This is a genomic window from Citrobacter tructae (assembly GCF_004684345.1).
Taxonomy (GTDB): domain Bacteria; phylum Pseudomonadota; class Gammaproteobacteria; order Enterobacterales; family Enterobacteriaceae; genus Citrobacter; species Citrobacter tructae.
Map to the genome: position 1 here is coordinate 1,021,379 of NZ_CP038469.1, position 17,563 is coordinate 1,038,941.

The following is a 17,563-nucleotide window of genomic DNA, read 5'->3' on the forward strand; positions in this document are numbered from 1 at the left end:
ATGTATGAACGCACTGTTGTACTGTCTGGTGGTGGTGATATGGGGAACGACATGGATCGCGATTTACCTGCAACAGGGTCCGGTTGCTGCGCCGGTTTCCATCTTCTGGCGCTTTGCCGTCGCCAGCATGGTGATGATAGCAATCCTGCTGATAAGCGGAAAATTGCGTAAGCTTTCCGGGCGCGATCATCTGTTTTGTTTGTTACAAGGCGGATGCGTTTTTTGCTTTAACTTCTGGTGTTTTTACACCGCCGCTGCGTGGATCAATACTGGCCTCGAATCCGTCATTTTCTCGATGGCGGTTCTGTTTAACGCAGTCAATAGCTATCTGTTTTTTGGTCAAAAACCACCGCGACGCTTTTATGTTGCCGCCGGGCTGGGGCTGACAGGTATCGTGACCTTGTTCTGGCAGGATTTGGTCAACAGTGGGTTGAATCACTCGCTGCTGTTGGGCATTGGTTTAAGTGCCCTCGGCACCTTTGGTTTCTCCCTGGGCAATATGATAAGTCTGCGTCACCAGAAAAAAGGCCTTGAGGTGATGACCACCAATAGCTGGGCAATGTTATACGGCACCATGTTGATTGCCGCCATTGCGATGGTGCGTGGAGACGACTTCACGCCACAGTGGACCTTCAGTTATCTCAGCGCGCTGTTATATCTGGCGATTTTTGGTTCAGTGATCGCCTTTGGCGCCTATTTCACGCTGGTCGGGCGTATCGGTCCCAGTAAAGCGGCATACAGCACGCTGCTTTTCCCGTTGGTGGCGCTAACGCTGTCTACGTTGTATGAAGGATATGTCTGGCAGCTTAATGCAATTGCCGGGTTAGTGCTGATTTTACTGGGGAACATGGTGATGTTTACCCGCCCAGAAGTGCTGATGGGAAAACTGCTGTACCGTCGCCGGGTTGCCTAAAAAAACGCACCATCCGCAGAGAGCTGATGGTGCGTTAGTCATTATTGTTTTTGGTTTACGTCAAACATGGTGGCATCAGTCGCCATGTCATCAACCACTTTCTTCAACGTTTCGAACGCCATCGGCGTACTTTCGTTATTCAGGTCTTTACCTTCACCCTGACGAACAACTTTAATCACCGGTTTATTGGTTGCCGCATCGATCAACTCACCTTCAAAATAGAGGTGGGTATCCATGGTGCGGTGTCCCGTCGCCATCTGTGTACCAGCAACGAGCAGCGCAACCGGGACCACTTCATAGAACTGTAGACCTTCTTTGCTGGTTGCCACACCGGTAATTGCCCCACGGAAAATCAGGCTACGCGGACCTGGGGTCGTAACCAAAGGCTTACGCTTCGCAATGGAGGTTTTCATCTGAGTGTTGGTGTAGTTCAGCAACTTATCAAGAACCTGCTGACCGACCTGAGTGGTTGGTTTAGGAACCGGATAATACGTGATCGGGTTATAAACGATGCTATCGTATTTAGACTCATTAAAGTTGGGATCAACCCAACGCAGCACCGGTTGTCCGGTTGCAGATTTTGTTTCCTTCAGGCCAGAGTAATTTTTTAAAAAACCTGAATATTTATCAGGCTGCGTTATTTTTGAGGCACAGCCTGATAACGCCAGTAAACCCGTAAGCACTGCAACTTTAAATAAAGTTTGAGCACGCATGGAAAGATCCCTTAGTATTTGCAGATATGCATCTGAAATAATAGCAAAAGGAAATCATTTTGGATGAACTAAAAATGGTAAGGACCGCACAATTTTATCTTAACGTTTTCTTAATGTTCAGCACAAAAAACATGCTGAACGTAGAAAGAGTTATTACAAATGGGTAGGTCAAACAGTTTTACGCGCCAGCATTGTCGCAAAACGTAGTTTTATTCGATTGCCGTTCTCATCCGTACGATGAAGTTCACCCACATCTTCGTTATATTTCAGCAGATCCCATCCACTGTAATAGCGGCGTAACTCTCCTGCTTTAAACGCAAACGGAAACCCAACGGTGCACGGAAAATCATCGGTATCCATTGCTGCGACGATCAGGTTATATCCGCCCGGTTTAGTACAGCGCTGCATATTATCAATCAGGCCCGGGATGGTTTTCGCTTCCAGGAACATCATCACTACAGTAGAAAGAATAAAATCGTATTCGCCGTCAAAGCTTAACGCATTAAGGTCTACCACCCCGGCGTGAAGATTGTTTAGCCCTTCCGCGTCTTTAATGCGCTCCAGGTTGGCAATGCTCATCGGGTTTTTATCCCATGCGGTAACGTCATAACCATTAGCCGCCAGATACAGGCTGTTACGACCATTCCCGCAGCCCAGATCTAACGTTTTGCCTGGGGCAACAATTTTTGCCGCGTCGACAACATCGGAATGTGTGCGGGTTAAATCATATTTATCAGTAAAGTAGTTTTCGTCACAACGGGTCATTATTTATCCTCAGATTTCAGTAATGCAGCACGCTCCGTGCGGATAAGCAGTTTTCCCTGCATCAGCAATGCAAACGTACGTATCAGTAATAGCGCAATGATAAAATTGGTAAAAATAAACAGCGGGATCGCCAACGTATGGAAAAAACCTGAATCGCTGCCGTGCCCTAAATGCAGCCCCGTGGTTGCCAGCGCTGACACACCGAATGAGAAGCTCCAGAACGAAGCATTAAACGGTTGAGACAGATACCACGGCATCAGTCGTAGCATGAACAGCAGTTGCAGCAGGCCATAGCCGAACAACATTTTGGCTAACGTATCGCCCTCGCCGCCATTGACGCTGAGCCAGGCACTACAAGCGACCAGTGCCGGAGCCAACTGAATACCAAGTGAAGTACGTAATACCGCGGGAAGCTCTCCACAGCTACGTAAACGTTGCAGGATAACCGGTTCAAGGCTCAGCCAGGAAAAGACCCCTGCGCCCAAAAAAACCAGCCCGGCATCATTGTAACCCAATGCACCACAGGCCATCGCGCTGATAAAATTATTGGCAACGGTCGGTAGATACAGACCCGGCGTGGTGGCTTCCTCTGGATGCTCTCCTCGCCACAACCCTGCCGTTTGCCAGGCCGCGTACGACAGCTGTATCACCACGCCAATACTGAACAGGGCCACGGCTAATGGTCGACACCAGGGAACAAAACCAATCGCCACCAGCATGGTTGTGGCGGGGAAAAGACTAACAAAACTACTCATCACCGGGTGGCGTATTTCCGCCAGCACGCTGTGGGGAAAACGCACCAGGCGGGTAAGAAATGCCAGCGTCAGCAACCCCCAAATGACCATCGCGAGGATCACTAAGCCATCACCGATCCAGTGGCTCACCGACCATATCTGACTGGCATATCGCCAGGCAAAGCCCATACCGATGGTTCCCAGTACCATGCCAAAATAACCGGCTGGAAGATTAAGGACTCGCTCACTCTGCTTGCTATTACTCATTCTGTTTATTTTTTAAAGTATATTTGAAATACATTTTATGGAATTTCCCACTGTATAGCCAGTGCGGAAAACTTTGCTACGTTTAACTAAGGTGCGCAACTGGGAAATTCTCTATGACCAAATACCGTCTGAGCGATGAGCCACGTTCCTTCAGTTATCAGGATAATGGCAATAAAAAAAACGTATTGCTACGTCAGATAATCGCCCTCACCGACTTTAATGATGTGCAAGCCGGGACGCGTGGTGGCTGGATTGACGATGAGCGCGTGCTGGCGCAAAACGGCGGCTGCTGGATTTACGATGAGAATGCGCTGGCATTTGCCGGGGCGGTTATTTCTGGTAACGCCCGAATTACCCAGGCAAGCGTGGTCAGAGACGGTGTGCAGGTTGGCGATGAAGCGTGGATTGATCGGTCAGAAATCAGCCATGGCGCACAAATACGTGACAACGTCACTATAAGAGACTCTACTGTCCGTGGGGAATGCCTGCTATCCGGTGAGGCCCGGATCCTGTGTCAGTCAGAGATTATCGCAGCCAAAGGATTAACCCGCGAAAGTGACCAGATTTTGCATATTTACGATCGCGCTATTGTCAGTCATTCACGCGTGGCGCATCAGGTGCAAATCTATGGCGACGCCGTCGTCAGTTACGCCTTTATTGAACATCGCGCTGAGGTTTTTGATTTTGCGCAGATAAAAGGCAATGAAGAAAATAACGTCTGGATCTGCGATTGCGCGAAAGTGTACGGGCATGCCAGGCTTCTCGCCGGAACCCATGAAGATGCCATACCTACCTTGCGCTATAGCTCACAGGTGGCGGAACACGCGGTGGTCGAGGGTAACTGCGTCCTGAAGCATCACGTACTGATTGGCGGTCACGCATACCTCTGCGGCGGTCCAATCCTGCTTGATGATTACATCCTTATTGAAGGCCACGCCTGTATCCAGGGTGAAGTGTTGATCGAGCATCATATTGAGATTACCGATCATGCCCGCATCGAGGCGTTTGAGGACGACGCAATTCATCTGCGCGGACCGAAAGTGATTAACGGTGAACAGCGTATTACGCGCACGCCTCTGGCTGGCTTATTCTGAGGCGGTATCAATGATGCGGGCATAGAGATTCACATCATGGTACTCACCATTGAGGTACTCCGCCTGTGTCATACAACCTTCCAGCAGGAAGCCATTACGCTGCGCCACCCGATTGCTTTCACGGTTATCCACCCGACATTTAATGATAAAACGACGGATCTCGCCGCGCTGCGCATAATGCTGAATAAACGCCTGTAGCGCACGAGACATTATGCCTTGCCCCTGATGCGCCTCATCCAGCCAATAGCCGATGTAGGCCGCTTTGTTCAACGGTTCAATCTGATTAAACGAAATCACGCCCACCACGTTCTGTTGCTCAAAAATAAGGAACATTTTAGCGTAACCGCGCTGGTGCAACATCATATTCCCCTGCACGTTCTTGCGGGTGTCATCCTCAGATCCCACAAACTGCGGCCAGCTCAGCGACAGCTGCAACCAGGACTTATTTTTGAGCACTAATTGATGCAATGGTGTGACGTGTTGTTCTTCAACCGCACGCAGTTCCAGCGTTTCACTGACGGTAATGATTTCAGGCATGCTTCTCTCCTTCGATTGCGTTAGCGGGGCATCTCTGACTGGTATCCGCTGATATTAATCTATTGTTCACCCTGAACATCATGTTTTTATGTTGTAACAGCAATCACTTAAATACGCTGATTGTTGATGTGACCGATCTGCCACGGATAGTGCCAGGTGATGAAGTGGTGCTGTTCGGTAACAGGGAAAGGCACAGATTAGTGCAGAGGAAGGCGAAGAAATCAACGGCGCGCTGTTCACCGAAATGCCGATTCTGTGGGGTGAAATGGATAATGGTCGATTAAGTCTTAGACAGGAAGGGCTTCCCATTCTTGCGGAAAGCCCTTTTACACAGTGAGAGTCGTGCTATTTAGCTCTCACTGACACTCTCTTTTTGCAAAATTTTGAGCAGGTCTTCCTTCAGGTGAAGTTTCTGTTTCTTCAGGCGAACAATATCCAAACTGTATCCCCGACCATCCGAACCTTCCAGTCTGGAAATCTCATGATCAAGGCTGTTGTGTTTTTCGAATAAAGACAGAAAGCGAGGGTTCTCGGATTTCAGTCGGGAAATGAGGTCTCTGTATTCTGGAAACATACTTTCTCCCTGTTAGTGGACAAAAATGTGTAGAAAAAATACACACCTTCAGCATACCCATTTGATATAGGGAAAAATGCGAACAGGATCGAGTAAATAGCGTACAGAATCTTTCAAGAGGAATGCGGTCTGTGACTCCCCTTCAGGAGAGCCACAGAAATAGCGATTAACGCATTTCGCGATCGTCGACGTACTGACGTTTATCCGGCGCTGGTGGGAAATACTGATACAGCCAGGTCTCGCTGATAGCATCGCCCTGACAACGCAGGAACATACGCATGTCTACCGGGTCGGTTGAGTCCGAAGTCGGATACCAATCAAACTGAATACGATAACCATCGATCGGCTCAACGTAGAGGATCTCAATCTGCTTTGCTTCTCCGCTGGAGAGCGTAATCACCGGCTCAATACCCTTCGGCGCTGCGGCTTTCAGGTCACCACCAACGAAGTCAACGGCAAAACGACGCGCCCATTTTTCCGGGTAATGCTCGCCTGGTGCCCATCCTTCCGGGAATCCGCCCATGCCGGTACGGGTTGCCATGACGCGTGCCAGTGGCGAACGTACCGGCGGCTGTGCGCTCCAGTACAGGCGATATTTGAACTCCAGATCGTCACCGGCTTTGATCGCCTTCTCCGGCTGCCAGAAGCAGACGACGTTATCCAGCGTTTCACCGGTGGTTGGGATCTCCATTAAGCCAATCGTTCCCTTGCCCCACTGGTTACGTGGCTCGACCCACAGGCTTGGGCGCTTGTTGTACCAACCCATGATGTCCTGATAGTGGGAGAAGTCACGATCCAACTGCAGCAGGCCAAACCCGCGCGGGTTGTTATCGGTATAGGCATTAAACTGCAGTTTTTGCGGGTTGTTCAGCGGACGACAGATCCACTCGCCGTTGCCACGCCACATTGCCAGGCGATCGGAGTCGTGAATTTGCGGATGAATGGTGTCGCACATCCGGCGTTCATTATTGCCACAGCTGAACATGCTGGTCATCGGCGCAATACCGAGCTGCTTGATGTCTTTGCGGGCGTAGACATGGTTCTGCACATCCATGATCACCTGCGTTTTCTCACAGTGGATCACAAATTTAAACGCGCCGGTTACGCTTGGGCTATCGAGCAGCGCATACACCGTAAAGCTGGTCGCGCCCGGTTTGACCGTTTCGAACCAGAATGCGGTAAAGTCGGGAAATTCTTCTTTGCTGTCGGTGTAGGTATCTACCGCCAGGCCGCGCGCTGATAAACCATACTGATAGGTGTCATCTACGGCGCGGAAATAGCTGGCACCGAGGAAGGAAACGACATCGCGACGAGCCAGTTCCGGGGCTTTAAACACGCGGAAACCGGCGAAGCCGAGATCGGTTTGCCCTTCCAACTGTTTGGTATCCACGCCCGCATCGTTGTATTTGAACAGCTCAGGACGGAAGTGGATCTCACGCGCCATATGCGTACTGTCATCAACCGAGAACATGCGCACGCGGCGACGAAAACCCATGCCTACATGGAAGAACTGCGCGTCCAACTGACGATTTTCAACATTGTTCCACAGAGACTGCTCTGCGTCGTACTGAATGCTGTTGTAAGCCTGCGGCGTCAGTTTAGCCAACGTATCTGGTAACGCGCGCGGCGCACCGCCCCACGGTTTTTGCGCCAAATCATGGGCCATTGATTGCAGTACGGAAAAATCAAAACGTACGGTTTTTCCGTCTGCAATGTCAGACTCTGCCGCATAGGCAGCACGGGAAAAGAGTGATGCAATACCACTGGTTCCGCACACGGCGGCCATTGCCATTGAACCTTTAATAAATCGTCTGCGATTCATGCCTGAAAGTAAGTCCTTCTGGTCGTGTGAATGGTCCCGCGCCGGTCTTTATCTGCGGCAAGAGAGTGCACATTTCTGACCGCTCACTCTAGACAAAATTCATTAATAATCCAATTGTTGGTCGCCGATTATCTGTACAAAATCGAAAATATTTTATGTCGATGGGAACAGACCGAATCCCGTGTAAATTCCATTAAAGTAAACCGCAGCGCCGTTTACTGCGCTCTTGCGCCTCCTGATACAGCGTAAACTCATCATACACCGCACAGCCCAGCGCCTGTTCAAACGCATCTTGACTGGCATTGCCGTGGCTACGCGCCTGCGTTTCATTGCCCAGATTGGACTGGAAAATGCCTGCGGCGCTCACCGGCAAGAAATCTTCGTAGGTGATCGGTTGAGCCACCAGCCAGCCTCGCTCAATCAGCGGCTGCGGGTCGTCATCCGGGCGAATCGCCTGGCGGTGCGCCTCGCCCGACGGCGTTAATCGATAGCGGAACCAGGCCAGTCCCTGCTGGCGTAGCAAAAATTCACTGTCCGGGAAGGCTTTAAACACCTCCTGCAGATGCAACTGGTGCGTCAGATTGTCTTTGCCCGTTCCAGCTTTACTCAGGAGTTCGTCATACAGCGCCCGGCCTTTTGGCGTCAGCGCCACACCACGCTGTTCGATCTCACCAAAACGTGCGGTATGGGTGCCACGCATTTCACCGGCAAACAGAACAGCTTCCTCCAGCGCTTTAAAGCTGGTCTGACGCAGCAGAATGGGAACCTCGCGGCGCGGCGGTCCTTCAATGACGATTTTCGGTTCAATACCGCACTCTGGCATCATCGACTGCACGCGGTCGATATCCAGTGTGCGCGGCGTCAGGTGGTTGATATGACAACCGGGGAAACACACCACATCGGCAATCAGTCGGTGTTCGTTGTGCAACGCATGATAGGTCTCTTCGTCTACCGTAGCGTGCTGATGCCAGCGGAAGGTTTCCAGCGCTTGGTGCACAAACTCCTGGGCCTGCACGGACGTAAAACCGCCCTGCGCATCAAACTCGTCCAGCAGTTCGTGGCAACGACGCGTAAAGATATCGCGCCTGGCGAGGATCTCTGCGGCCCGCTGGCGTAACGCCACGTTATCGATTAATTCAAGGCGTAATAACGAGGTAAACACCCGAAACGGATTACGCGAAAGTGAGGCATCGTCGATGGGACGAAACGCGGTGGAATGGACGGGTACGCCCGCCTGAGAGAGATCGTAATAGCTAACCGGATACATGCCCATAATGGCAAACATCCGCCGCAGTGTGGACAGTTCCTGTGCGGTACCCACCCGGATCGCACCGTGGCGCTCAACGTTCAGCCGCGCTAACTCATCCGCATTGGCCAGTTTTTCATGCAGCGTCGGATTATTTTCCAGTACCGCCAGATTCACATCAGCGACAAGTTCCAGCAGAGTGCCGTACTGCGGGACTTCCTGCTGGTACATTGCTGACATTGCCTGCGAAAATTGTTCCCGAATCTCATCTGCCGTGATGGTGTTCGCCATAATGTCATGCCTCCAGTGAATATTACCTGGAGTGTAGAGAACGCCACCGAGTCCGGTGGGAAGAATTTACAAACTGTGATCCCGCATAAATTCCCCCACCCACGCAGACGATGAACAGAGCTTACTGGCGCGGTTTTAAATGATTTTCCAGCCACGGTAGCATCTGTTTTTTGCGGCTTAACATCCCTTCGACCTTGCAGGGTTGCGCGATGTCAGCCAGCTCCGTTCCGGCAAACCACAAACTGGTGTCACCTTTGTTGATATCCGTCAGCATCAGAACCACCAGCGCGGCGTGACGTTCTTCAGCATAGCGCACCATTTCCTGACGCAAATCGTCCAGCACCGGCGCAACCTGATCCAGCGCGTACAGTTCGAGTTGCGCCACGCAGACTTGATGCCCGTGAATAGTGAACGTTTTACAATCTTTATTCAGAAGCTGTCGGGCGCTCATGCCTTCCACGCTGGTTTTGGCCGACAGCAGATCGCGGCTAAACGTGTCCAGACTCACCCCGGTTTTTTTAACTAGTGCATCCACCGCCAGGCGATCGTCAGGCGTGGTGGTGGGCGAACGTAGAGTGACAGTGTCACTTAAAATGGCACCCAACAACAAAACGGCCTCGGCGGAAGAGATCTGGCTACGCTCGTCTTCCGACATCAGTTGCCATAGCAACGTCGCGCTACTGCCGACTGGTTTGACCCACACTTCCGGCGGCAGACGAGTGACTAAACCACCGAGTCGGTGATGGTCGATAATACCGACGACGTTACTTTCAGTCAGGGAATCCGGTCCCTGAGCGGGTTCGGTAAAATCAACCAGCCAGACATCGCTATCGGTCAACGGAAACGTCAGCAGTTCGGGCATCATGAGACCCGCGTGTTCAAAGATAAATTGCGTTTCGCGGTTAGGTTCCCCCGCGCGCCACGCCGTTGCCTGTTGACCGCGTAAGGTCAACCAGCGAGCGGTCATCGCGGCGGTGCAGATGGCATCGCTATCAGGATTAAGGTGCCCTATTACATGTATCATTAATCAGTGCCTTGTGATGAGAAGAGAACAATAGCCAAAGTATAACGACCGGGTACATTCCCTTCCATGATCCCACCGCGCAGTCATGGCAGTACAAAACATAAGCAAAATAAATCAGTTGTAAGTAAAACATGATAAATGTTAATAATATTTTGCTATCAGGTTATCAAAAACCAACAACTCTACTTGCTACCAATACGGCTCTGTTTTTAACATCGCTTATGGAAAAAAATGTTCTGTTCAATCAGCGTATTCGCTTGCGCCACCTTCATACTTTTGTCGCCGTTGCCCAACAGGGGACGCTGGGGCGCGCGGCTGAAACCCTAAACCTGAGTCAACCCGCCCTCTCCAAAACACTCAACGAACTGGAGCAACTGACCGGGACACGACTCTTTGAACGTGGTCGCCTTGGTGCGCAGTTAACGCTGCCCGGCGAACAGTTTCTTACCCATGCGGTAAGAGTTCTGGACGCGCTCAATACCGCCGGGCAGGCATTAAATCGTCGGGAGGAAGCGCATAATGATGTCGTGCGTATCGGGGCACTGCCGACGGCGGCGTTGGGCATTCTTCCCGCCGTCATTGGTCCGTTTCACAAGCAGCAAATGGAGACCACGCTGCAAGTCGCTACCATGAGTAACCCGATGATCCTGGCCGGGTTAAAATCCGGGGAAATCGACCTCGGCATTGGCCGGATGGCCGATCCGGAATTAATGGTTGGCCTGAACTACGAATTATTATTTCTTGAGTCGCTCAAGCTGGTAGTACGTCCTAACCATCCGCTGCTGCAGGAAACCATCACGCTAAGCCGAGTGATGGAGTGGCCTGTCGTGGTTTCACCAAAAGGAACCGCGCCAAGGCAGCATGCGGAAGCTCTGCTGCAAAGCCAGGGATGTGAACTGCCGCGTGGTTGTATTGAAACGCTATCGGCATCACTGTCGCGCCAGCTGACGGTGGATTACGACTACGTGTGGTTTGTGCCTTCAGGCGCGGTGCGGGAAGATTTGCGCCAGGCCACGTTGGTGTCATTGCCGGTACCCACTCAAGGGTCTGGCGAGCCAATCGGCATTCTGACCCGCGTAGACGTGCAGCTTCCCTCTGCCGCGCAGATCCTCATCGCTGCAATCCGTAAAACTGTTCCTTTTTGATGTTTCTCGCGGCCAAAAATAAAGGGACCTTATGGTCCCTTTGTAGTTAAAACGTTTCCCAGTTTTCTGTTTGGGATGTTGCCGATGGCGGCGGTGAATAAACTGGCGTGGCGGCAAGGGGAACGCGTTTTTTCACGCTGCCACCCTGCAGACGAAACGTGCCGACCGCCTGGGTTAAACGCGCCGCCTGCTCTTCCAGCGAAGCCGCTGCGGCAGACGCTTCCTCAACCAGCGAGGCGTTTTGCTGCGTCACCTTATCCATCTCTGAAATCGCCTGGCTCACCTGCACGATACCCCGGCTTTGTTCATCGGAGGCTGCAGCAATTTCCAGCATAATATCGGTCACGCGTTTTACCGCATCGACAATATCCGTCATGGTATTGCCTGCAGCTACCACTTCACCGGAGCCTTGATCAATCAGCCGCACGGATTCGCTGATCAACCCTTCAATCTCTTTTGCCGCCTGGGCACTACGGCTTGCCAGCGTGCGCACTTCGCTGGCCACCACCGCAAAGCCGCGTCCCTGTTCACCTGCCCGCGCCGCTTCGACCGCCGCGTTTAGCGCCAGGATATTGGTCTGGAAAGCAATGCTGTTGATGACGGCAGTAATTTCGGAGATTTTCTTCGAACTGGTCGAGATATTGCCCATGGTTTGCACCACGCCAGAGACCATCTGACCACCCCGGCTGGCTTTACCGGAAGCATCTTCCGCCAGTTTGCTGGCATGATGTGCGTTATCGGCATTCTGTTTCACCGTGGCCGTTAGTTCTTCCATACTGGCCGCCGTTTGTTCAATCGCCGCCGCCTGTTCTTCGGTTCGTGAGGACAGATCGGTGTTCCCCATGGAGATTTCACTGGTGCCGCGATAGATTTCCTCTGCTCCCTGGCGCACCGTTCCCACGGTTTTCACCAGCGAATGCTGCATTGTCTGCAGATGGCGGCTCAGGCGACCAATTTCGCTGCGCCCGGTCGGTTCATCCTGCATAGTCAGATCGCCCGCGGAAATTTGCTCAATGCGCTGGGCTGCTCGCAGCAGCGGATGGATAACGGTACGGCGCAGCACCATAAACGTCATCAGCGTCAAGGCCAGCGCCAGAATAAATGCGCCCAGCATAAAGGCCATGCCGAGTTGCGTGCGCTGGTGAGCCTGTTCACTGAGATGATTCGCCCTTGCAGTACGAATTTCAATGGCTTTCAGTAGCACCTTGTTGTAGGCGGAATCCAGCGGCCTGGCCTGTTCATTTTCATGGTTGATGATCGCTTCAAACATGCCGTTTTTGGCATACTTGAGCATCGGTTGTAAACCGTCGACATATGCCTTAAAGCTTGCGCTCAATTCAGCGTCTAACGCTTCTCCGGCGGTTGTTTTCACCGCCCGTGACAGATAAGTATTAAAACCGTCCTGTGATTGCTTAATCCGCTTTTCCGCCTCCGCGATATTGGCCTTCATATCGTCCATTTCGGCAATACGGCTCGCCGCGCCGGCATGGATCATATTGATACGTGCGGTGCGCAAGTGGTTAGAGCTGTTAGATAACCCCATCCTGACCTGAATTTCATCGGTCACATCGCGCTGATCGCGATCGGCCTGCATAAGAAAATAACCCGCCAGCCCCGAACTTAAGGCGAACAGCAGAAGGATGCCACCGAGAATGGAGGAAAACAGCGGAACCAGTCGGATTTGATGCAGAAAGCCCAGTTTATGCTGGGCCTGCATCGATGTTGTGTTGTCCATGACCGTCGACTCTCTTGTAGGGTTTATGCGTGAAAACACGCCCGTTAGATAGTCATCGGCAATCCACGAGGATTGCTTACCGCGAAAAGCGCCGGATTCGTCACACTTTCACAACATAATTCTAAAAAATTCAGGAAAGTGCCAACGGAGAATTCCGCTGGCGGATGAATCAGTTATCGCCAAAGTGGATAACGGTACGAATAGACTTGCCCTGATGCATTAAATCGAACGCGTCGTTGATCTGCTCCAGCGGCAGGCGATGCGTAATAAACGGATCTAACTGAATTTTTCCGCTCATTGCTTCTTCGACCATACCTGGCAACTGGGTGCGTCCTTTTACGCCGCCAAACGCCGAGCCGCGCCAGACACGCCCGGTCACCAACTGGAACGGACGCGTTTTGATCTCCTGACCGGCACCCGCCACACCAATGATGATGCTCTCGCCCCACCCTTTATGGCAGCATTCCAGCGCGGCGCGCATCACGTTAACATTACCGATGCACTCAAAGCTAAAGTCCACGCCACCGTCGGTGAGCTCAACAATCACGTCCTGCACAGGCTTATCGTAATCGTTCGGGTTGATGAAATCGGTCGCGCCCATTTCGCCAGCCAGTTTGAATTTCTCCGGATTTGTATCAACGGCCAGAATACGCCCGGCTTTCGCCTGTACCGCTCCCTGAATCACTGCCAGGCCAATACCGCCCAGGCCAAACACCGCCACGGTGTCGCCCTCTTTAACTTTCGCCGTGTTATGGACAGCGCCTATCCCGGTGGTTACGCCACAGCCCAGCAGACAGACTTTGTCCAGCGGTGCCTGTGGGTTGACCTTCGCCAGCGAGATCTCTGCACAAACGGTATATTCACTAAAGGTGCTGGTGCCCATGTAGTGATAAATCGGCTCACCGTTGTAAGAAAAACGCGTCGTGCCGTCTGGCATCAGACCTTTACCCTGGGTCGCGCGCACAGCCTGACACAGGTTGGTTTTGCCAGACTTACAGAACTTACACTCGCCACATTCAGCGGTGTACAGCGGGATCACATGATCGCCAGGTTGCAGGCTGGTGACGCCTTCACCCACTTCAACCACAATGCCGCCGCCTTCATGGCCGAGCACCGCCGGGAACACGCCTTCCGGATCGTCACCTGAGAGCGTAAATGCGTCAGTATGGCACACACCAGTGTGGGTAATTTTAACCAGCACTTCTCCTTTCTTCGGCGGTGCGACGTCGATTTCGACAATTTTTAACGGTTGGCCGGGGCCAAATGCGACTGCTGCGCGTGATTTCATTTGTCTATTCCCATTATTGCGAGGTGATGGTGTTATTTTAGATAAGCGCGCAGAAGATGGCCGATTTCAGCCATGCGCACGGCACGCTGGTCTGGGGTAGTCTCCCCGCTGACCAGTTCATCTTTCAGGTGGATCTCAACCATTTCGCCCATCAGGCCGTTGGATGCGCCGCGCACGGCAGCGATTTGTTGCAGGATCGCCAGACAGGGTTCGCCGGACTCCAGCGCGCGTTCAAGCGCATCAACCTGCCCGCGAATACGACGGACACGCGTGAGAATGCGTTTTTTATCTTCAGGTGAATGCGGCACATGCCCTCCTAATACTATAGGGGGGTATGGTAACTTTTTTAATATCTTCCTGTATACATTAAGTTTTATAGGGTTATCAGCCAGTTAATGAATTGAAGTAAGAGGCACTACTGGAAACAAACAGATTTTTTATTGCCTCTTTTTTGCCCCCCATTGGGCGATTTGTCCCCAATTCTGCCCCCAATGTTACAAAAAAAGATCATCAACGAGATGCTCATGGTTAGATATGGCAAAAAGCTAAATTGGCAATTGATCGCCTAAGTGCTGGTTATAAATACAGTGTTGTTGTGAATCATTTATCCTGCGAATGCAAAATACTCTTATATCACATTGATATATATGAATTTTTCTGGATCGTCATTTCTAACGATTTTATAGTACCTGTGCTTTTTTCATTCACATCATTGACTTGAAGGATCAAACGAAATGGCTATACCCGGTAACATGTGGTTGTATGACGATGGCGGCGCTCCTATCAAAGGTGGTTGCGACGTTTTATGTCGAGAAGGCAGCATCGAGTTCAAAGGTTTGCATCATAACCTGTCCATGCCTACAGATAATCTGACGGGTAAACCAACAGGAAAACGCATACACTCACCACTTATGATCGTGAAAGAGTTCGATTATTCCAGCCCGTATCTGTACAAAGCAGTTGCAACGGGTCAGACACTTGAAAAAGCAGAACTCAAATTCTACAAAATCAATGATGCTGGTCAGGAAGCTGAATACTTCAATATCCTGCTTGAAGGTGTGCGGATCGTGTCTGTCTCTCCCTCAATGGCATCACCGGAAGATTCCAACAATAACCACCTTGAGCACGTCGAACTGCGCTATGAGAAAATCACATGGAAGCATAACGACGGGAATATAATCTTCTCTGACTCGTGGAACGAGCGCCCTACAGCGTAACGGAGTCTCTCAGATGGATACTACCGAAGAACTAAACGGAACGTATTTCTACAGAGGACACCCGAACCTGTCGAAAATAGAACTCTTGAACGTGATATTCCTCGAAGAGTTCTGTAAAGAATTGGGAATCGATACTGTCTCAGGTGCTGCTATCCTTTCCGGTCAACCGTGGCTAGGTACACGTGGTAAACCTAAAGGCGCAACATTAGGAACAAGCGTTGTCTCAAAGTATGCCCGTATACTGATGAGAGATGCACGTATGCCCTTTGGGGTCTCCATACCAACACCTGTTGGTGTCAGGATGCAGAAATCTAATAAGCTGGCGGCGATCATCGCTCGTTGGGTTCCGTGGCTGGGCTGGGCTTCCTTGTCGATGAGTCTCTATCGTGTTTCGACTCGTACCCAAGAGAAGTACAATCTGATTGCCAAACCTAAAGATCGTATAAAGTGGACATCCTTCTGAATGGACGAAATCACCAGTGATGAAGTTTTAGCTCTATTTCGCGAAGAAATCCCCGGTTACTTAGACGGCAACTGGAAAGAGGTTCCCCTTGAACTGGACTCAGACTTATTCGATCACCCACGTGATGATCTAGAGGATGCACTGCAAAAGTATCAGCAACGATACAGCATCAGCCTCGATAATCTGAATTGGGCGTTGTATTTTCCGTGGGAAAATACACCACTGTTTCAACGTTGGTTTAAGCTTAAGCGGGAAGACGTGGAGTCAACCCGCCTCCCGCTTACAGTCAGAATGTTTGCTGAATCAGCAGCGGCAGGTCGTTGGTTATACGACTGAGTAAACACGTTCTCAGACATAAGTTAAAATGGCCCGGAGTTCGGGCCTTTCTTATCCCTGAATCTTTACGGTCTATCCGGCCATTGGGGGTTTAACGGGTCTACCCGATTTAAAATCACTGTGTTCGATTTGGCGACTCACTCACCCGCAGCAAATCACTAAAACGCGTGGTATATCGCGGGGAAAGCATATCTCGCTTCATCGCCCACGGTTGCTGTATACCCTGCCCGGCAAACCAGAGCGTTCCGCGTCCTTTTTTATTTAGCCGATCCACCACCGTCATCAGCTCCGCACTGTTGTGCCGGGGAGCGTTGTCATCAAAAAGATTCAACTGCGCCACGCCAGAACTGAAAAAATCCCCCAGCATCACGCCCGCTTTTTGATAACGCAGCCCTTCTCGCCAGATGGCGTCCAGGCAGCGCGTTGCCGCATTGATAATATCCCGGCTATCCTGGGTGGGAGTCAGTAATTTGATCGAGGCGCTGTTGCCGTAATAGGGTTCATTCAGCACGAACGGCGACGTTTTTACAAACGCCGAGATAAATCGGCAGAATTGATGCTCGGCCCTCAACTTTTCTGCAGCACGGGCGGCATAGCTACAGATCGCCTGTCGCATCGATTCATAATCGGTTATCCGATCGCCAAACGATCTTGAGCAGATAATTTCCTGCTTATGCGGCGCAAATTCCTCAAACCCCAGACAGGGTTCGCCGCGTAGTTCGCGTACCGTACGTTCCAGCACGACGCTGAAATGTTTGCGGATAACGTCAGTGTGGGTATCCGCGAGATCCAACACACTCTTTATGCCCATCGCATTCAGTTTCTTACCGATTCGCCGTCCAACGCCCCACACCTCGTCCACAGGCAGTGCTGCCATCAGTTTTCGCTGACGCTCGACGCGGGATAAATCGAGTACGCCGCCTGTCTGGTGCTGCCATCGTTTCGCCGCATAGTTCGCCAGCTTAGCGAGAGTTTTGGTGGGAGCAATGCCCACGCCGACGGTTAGATGTGTGCGTTTCAGCAACGTTTGCCGAATTTCCTGCCCGAACGTCTCAAGATCGCAGCAATTGATGACCCCAGAGAGATCGCAAAATGCCTCATCAATCGAATAGATCTCCACCCGTGGTGTAATCTCTTCCAGGGTGGTCATCACCCTCTGACTCATATCGGCGTACAGTTCATAGTTGCTGCTGAAGGTCACAATCCCGTGACGGCGGAAAATTTCTTTCTGTTTGAAATAAGGCGCGCCCATCGTCACCAGCCCTTTGGCTTCAGCGCTGCGGGCAATAACGCAACCGTCGTTATTCGATAGTACCACCACCGGGCGACCTTTCAGATCCGGGCGGAACACTGTCTCACAACTGGCATAGAATGCGTTCACATCGCAGAGCGCAAACAT

18 protein-coding genes and 1 pseudogene are annotated in these 17,563 nt (G+C 51.5%); 7 read left to right on the plus strand and 12 right to left on the minus strand.

Annotated elements, in window-relative coordinates; all coding sequences use genetic code 11:
- The first annotated feature begins 4 nt into the window (after positions 1-4).
- The gene (locus tag E4Z61_RS05425; RefSeq protein ID WP_135321890.1) at positions 5-913 is read left to right on the plus strand and encodes a DMT family transporter; all 909 of its coding nucleotides are present in this window, start codon (positions 5-7) and stop codon (positions 911-913) included.
- A 41-nt stretch (positions 914-954) separates the two neighbouring features.
- Here the strand turns inward: E4Z61_RS05425 and E4Z61_RS05430 are convergent, their stop codons facing one another.
- The 3 genes from E4Z61_RS05430 to tehA form a co-directional block, all read right to left on the minus strand.
- On the minus strand, positions 955-1,626 hold the full coding sequence (locus E4Z61_RS05430; protein WP_135321891.1) for a DUF3313 domain-containing protein: 672 nt from the start codon (positions 1,624-1,626) through the stop codon (positions 955-957).
- Between the two features lie 168 nt (positions 1,627-1,794).
- Positions 1,795-2,391 (minus strand): tellurite resistance methyltransferase TehB, encoded by a 597-nt coding sequence (gene tehB, locus E4Z61_RS05435; RefSeq protein WP_135321892.1) that lies wholly within the window; start codon positions 2,389-2,391, stop codon positions 1,795-1,797.
- The gene (gene tehA, locus E4Z61_RS05440) at positions 2,391-3,392 is read right to left on the minus strand and encodes a dicarboxylate transporter/tellurite-resistance protein TehA (protein WP_135321893.1); all 1,002 of its coding nucleotides are present in this window, start codon (positions 3,390-3,392) and stop codon (positions 2,391-2,393) included. The genes tehB and tehA overlap by 1 nt, the downstream gene beginning before the upstream one ends.
- Positions 3,393-3,505: 113 nt before the next feature.
- Between tehA and ydcK the strand changes: the two genes are divergently transcribed.
- Positions 3,506-4,486: a YdcK family protein gene (gene ydcK / locus E4Z61_RS05445; RefSeq protein ID WP_135321894.1), complete on the plus strand. Its 981-nt coding sequence runs from the start codon at positions 3,506-3,508 to the stop codon at positions 4,484-4,486.
- On the opposite strand, the gene rimL is transcribed toward ydcK, so the two are convergent.
- Positions 4,478-5,023, minus strand: coding sequence for a 50S ribosomal protein L7/L12-serine acetyltransferase (rimL, locus tag E4Z61_RS05450; RefSeq protein WP_135321895.1), 546 nt, complete (start codon positions 5,021-5,023; stop codon positions 4,478-4,480). The two genes, ydcK and rimL, sit on opposite strands and share 9 nt — an antisense overlap.
- Positions 5,024-5,130: 107 nt before the next feature.
- On the opposite strand from rimL, the pseudogene E4Z61_RS24045 reads away from it, so the two are divergent.
- Positions 5,131-5,360 (plus strand): annotated as a pseudogene (locus E4Z61_RS24045) (hypothetical protein); the annotation flags it as partial.
- A 12-nt stretch (positions 5,361-5,372) separates the two neighbouring features.
- Here the strand turns inward: E4Z61_RS24045 and E4Z61_RS05460 are convergent.
- From E4Z61_RS05460 to E4Z61_RS05475, 4 genes are all read right to left on the minus strand, one after another.
- Positions 5,373-5,597: an HP1242/YdcH family protein gene (locus E4Z61_RS05460; protein ID WP_003833168.1), complete on the minus strand. Its 225-nt coding sequence runs from the start codon at positions 5,595-5,597 to the stop codon at positions 5,373-5,375.
- A gap of 166 nt (positions 5,598-5,763) precedes the next feature.
- On the minus strand, positions 5,764-7,419 hold the full coding sequence (locus E4Z61_RS05465) for a glucan biosynthesis protein D (protein ID WP_135321896.1): 1,656 nt from the start codon (positions 7,417-7,419) through the stop codon (positions 5,764-5,766).
- A 193-nt stretch (positions 7,420-7,612) separates the two neighbouring features.
- Positions 7,613-8,956, minus strand: coding sequence for a 2-oxoadipate dioxygenase/decarboxylase HglS (gene hglS, locus E4Z61_RS05470; RefSeq protein ID WP_135321897.1), 1,344 nt, complete (start codon positions 8,954-8,956; stop codon positions 7,613-7,615).
- Positions 8,957-9,077: 121 nt separating this feature from the next.
- Positions 9,078-9,980 carry a manganese-dependent inorganic pyrophosphatase gene (locus E4Z61_RS05475; RefSeq protein WP_135321898.1) on the minus strand — a complete coding sequence of 301 codons (903 nt, stop codon included), beginning with the start codon at positions 9,978-9,980 and terminating at the stop codon, positions 9,078-9,080.
- 221 nt (positions 9,981-10,201) lie between these two features.
- Between E4Z61_RS05475 and E4Z61_RS05480 the strand changes: the two genes are divergently transcribed.
- Positions 10,202-11,125, plus strand: a complete 924-nt coding sequence (locus E4Z61_RS05480) for a LysR substrate-binding domain-containing protein (RefSeq protein WP_135321899.1) — start codon at positions 10,202-10,204, stop codon at positions 11,123-11,125.
- A gap of 46 nt (positions 11,126-11,171) precedes the next feature.
- On the opposite strand, the gene E4Z61_RS05485 is transcribed toward E4Z61_RS05480, so the two are convergent.
- The 3 genes from E4Z61_RS05485 to E4Z61_RS05500 all read right to left on the minus strand — a co-directional run bounded on the left by E4Z61_RS05485 (position 11,172) and on the right by E4Z61_RS05500 (position 14,456).
- A complete protein-coding gene (locus E4Z61_RS05485; RefSeq protein WP_135321900.1) occupies positions 11,172-12,860 on the minus strand; it encodes a methyl-accepting chemotaxis protein in 1,689 nt (562 codons plus the stop codon).
- A gap of 169 nt (positions 12,861-13,029) precedes the next feature.
- Positions 13,030-14,148: an S-(hydroxymethyl)glutathione dehydrogenase/class III alcohol dehydrogenase gene (locus E4Z61_RS05495; protein ID WP_135321901.1), complete on the minus strand. Its 1,119-nt coding sequence runs from the start codon at positions 14,146-14,148 to the stop codon at positions 13,030-13,032.
- Positions 14,149-14,180: 32 nt separating this feature from the next.
- A complete protein-coding gene (locus E4Z61_RS05500) occupies positions 14,181-14,456 on the minus strand; it encodes a metal/formaldehyde-sensitive transcriptional repressor (RefSeq protein ID WP_003833178.1) in 276 nt (91 codons plus the stop codon).
- A gap of 426 nt (positions 14,457-14,882) precedes the next feature.
- Between E4Z61_RS05500 and E4Z61_RS05505 the strand changes: the two genes are divergently transcribed.
- The 3 genes from E4Z61_RS05505 to E4Z61_RS05515 are packed head-to-tail and all read left to right on the plus strand — an operon-like array spanning position 14,883 to position 16,164.
- Complete coding sequence (locus tag E4Z61_RS05505; RefSeq protein WP_135321902.1) at positions 14,883-15,365, plus strand: Hcp family type VI secretion system effector; 483 nt, start codon at positions 14,883-14,885, stop codon at positions 15,363-15,365.
- 13 nt (positions 15,366-15,378) lie between these two features.
- On the plus strand, positions 15,379-15,828 hold the full coding sequence (locus E4Z61_RS05510; RefSeq protein ID WP_135321903.1) for an STM2901 family protein: 450 nt from the start codon (positions 15,379-15,381) through the stop codon (positions 15,826-15,828).
- Positions 15,829-16,164 (plus strand): DUF1493 family protein, encoded by a 336-nt coding sequence (locus E4Z61_RS05515; RefSeq protein WP_135321904.1) that lies wholly within the window; start codon positions 15,829-15,831, stop codon positions 16,162-16,164. It begins immediately after the preceding gene.
- A 115-nt stretch (positions 16,165-16,279) separates the two neighbouring features.
- Here E4Z61_RS05515 and E4Z61_RS05520 read toward each other — a convergent pair whose 3' ends face one another.
- A complete protein-coding gene (locus E4Z61_RS05520) occupies positions 16,280-17,563 on the minus strand; it encodes a Y-family DNA polymerase (protein WP_135321905.1) in 1,284 nt (427 codons plus the stop codon).

Coding starts and splice junctions, on each gene's coding strand:
- E4Z61_RS05425 (WP_135321890.1), top strand. CDS start 5: ATGAACGCACTGTTGTACTGTCTGGTGGTGGTGATATGGGGAACGACA.
- E4Z61_RS05495 (WP_135321901.1), bottom strand. CDS start 14,148: ATGAAATCACGCGCAGCAGTCGCATTTGGCCCCGGCCAACCGTTAAAA.
- hglS (WP_135321897.1), bottom strand. CDS start 8,956: ATGGCGAACACCATCACGGCAGATGAGATTCGGGAACAATTTTCGCAG.
- rimL (WP_135321895.1), bottom strand. CDS start 5,023: ATGCCTGAAATCATTACCGTCAGTGAAACGCTGGAACTGCGTGCGGTT.
- E4Z61_RS05465 (WP_135321896.1), bottom strand. CDS start 7,419: ATGAATCGCAGACGATTTATTAAAGGTTCAATGGCAATGGCCGCCGTG.
- tehA (WP_135321893.1), bottom strand. CDS start 3,392: ATGAGTAATAGCAAGCAGAGTGAGCGAGTCCTTAATCTTCCAGCCGGT.
- E4Z61_RS05515 (WP_135321904.1), top strand. CDS start 15,829: ATGGACGAAATCACCAGTGATGAAGTTTTAGCTCTATTTCGCGAAGAA.
- E4Z61_RS05510 (WP_135321903.1), top strand. CDS start 15,379: ATGGATACTACCGAAGAACTAAACGGAACGTATTTCTACAGAGGACAC.
- E4Z61_RS05480 (WP_135321899.1), top strand. CDS start 10,202: ATGGAAAAAAATGTTCTGTTCAATCAGCGTATTCGCTTGCGCCACCTT.
- E4Z61_RS05430 (WP_135321891.1), bottom strand. CDS start 1,626: ATGCGTGCTCAAACTTTATTTAAAGTTGCAGTGCTTACGGGTTTACTG.
- E4Z61_RS05475 (WP_135321898.1), bottom strand. CDS start 9,980: ATGATACATGTAATAGGGCACCTTAATCCTGATAGCGATGCCATCTGC.
- ydcK (WP_135321894.1), top strand. CDS start 3,506: ATGACCAAATACCGTCTGAGCGATGAGCCACGTTCCTTCAGTTATCAG.
- E4Z61_RS05460 (WP_003833168.1), bottom strand. CDS start 5,597: ATGTTTCCAGAATACAGAGACCTCATTTCCCGACTGAAATCCGAGAAC.
- tehB (WP_135321892.1), bottom strand. CDS start 2,391: ATGACCCGTTGTGACGAAAACTACTTTACTGATAAATATGATTTAACC.
- E4Z61_RS05520 (WP_135321905.1), bottom strand. CDS start 17,563: ATGTTTGCGCTCTGCGATGTGAACGCATTCTATGCCAGTTGTGAGACA.
- E4Z61_RS05485 (WP_135321900.1), bottom strand. CDS start 12,860: ATGGACAACACAACATCGATGCAGGCCCAGCATAAACTGGGCTTTCTG.
- E4Z61_RS05505 (WP_135321902.1), top strand. CDS start 14,883: ATGGCTATACCCGGTAACATGTGGTTGTATGACGATGGCGGCGCTCCT.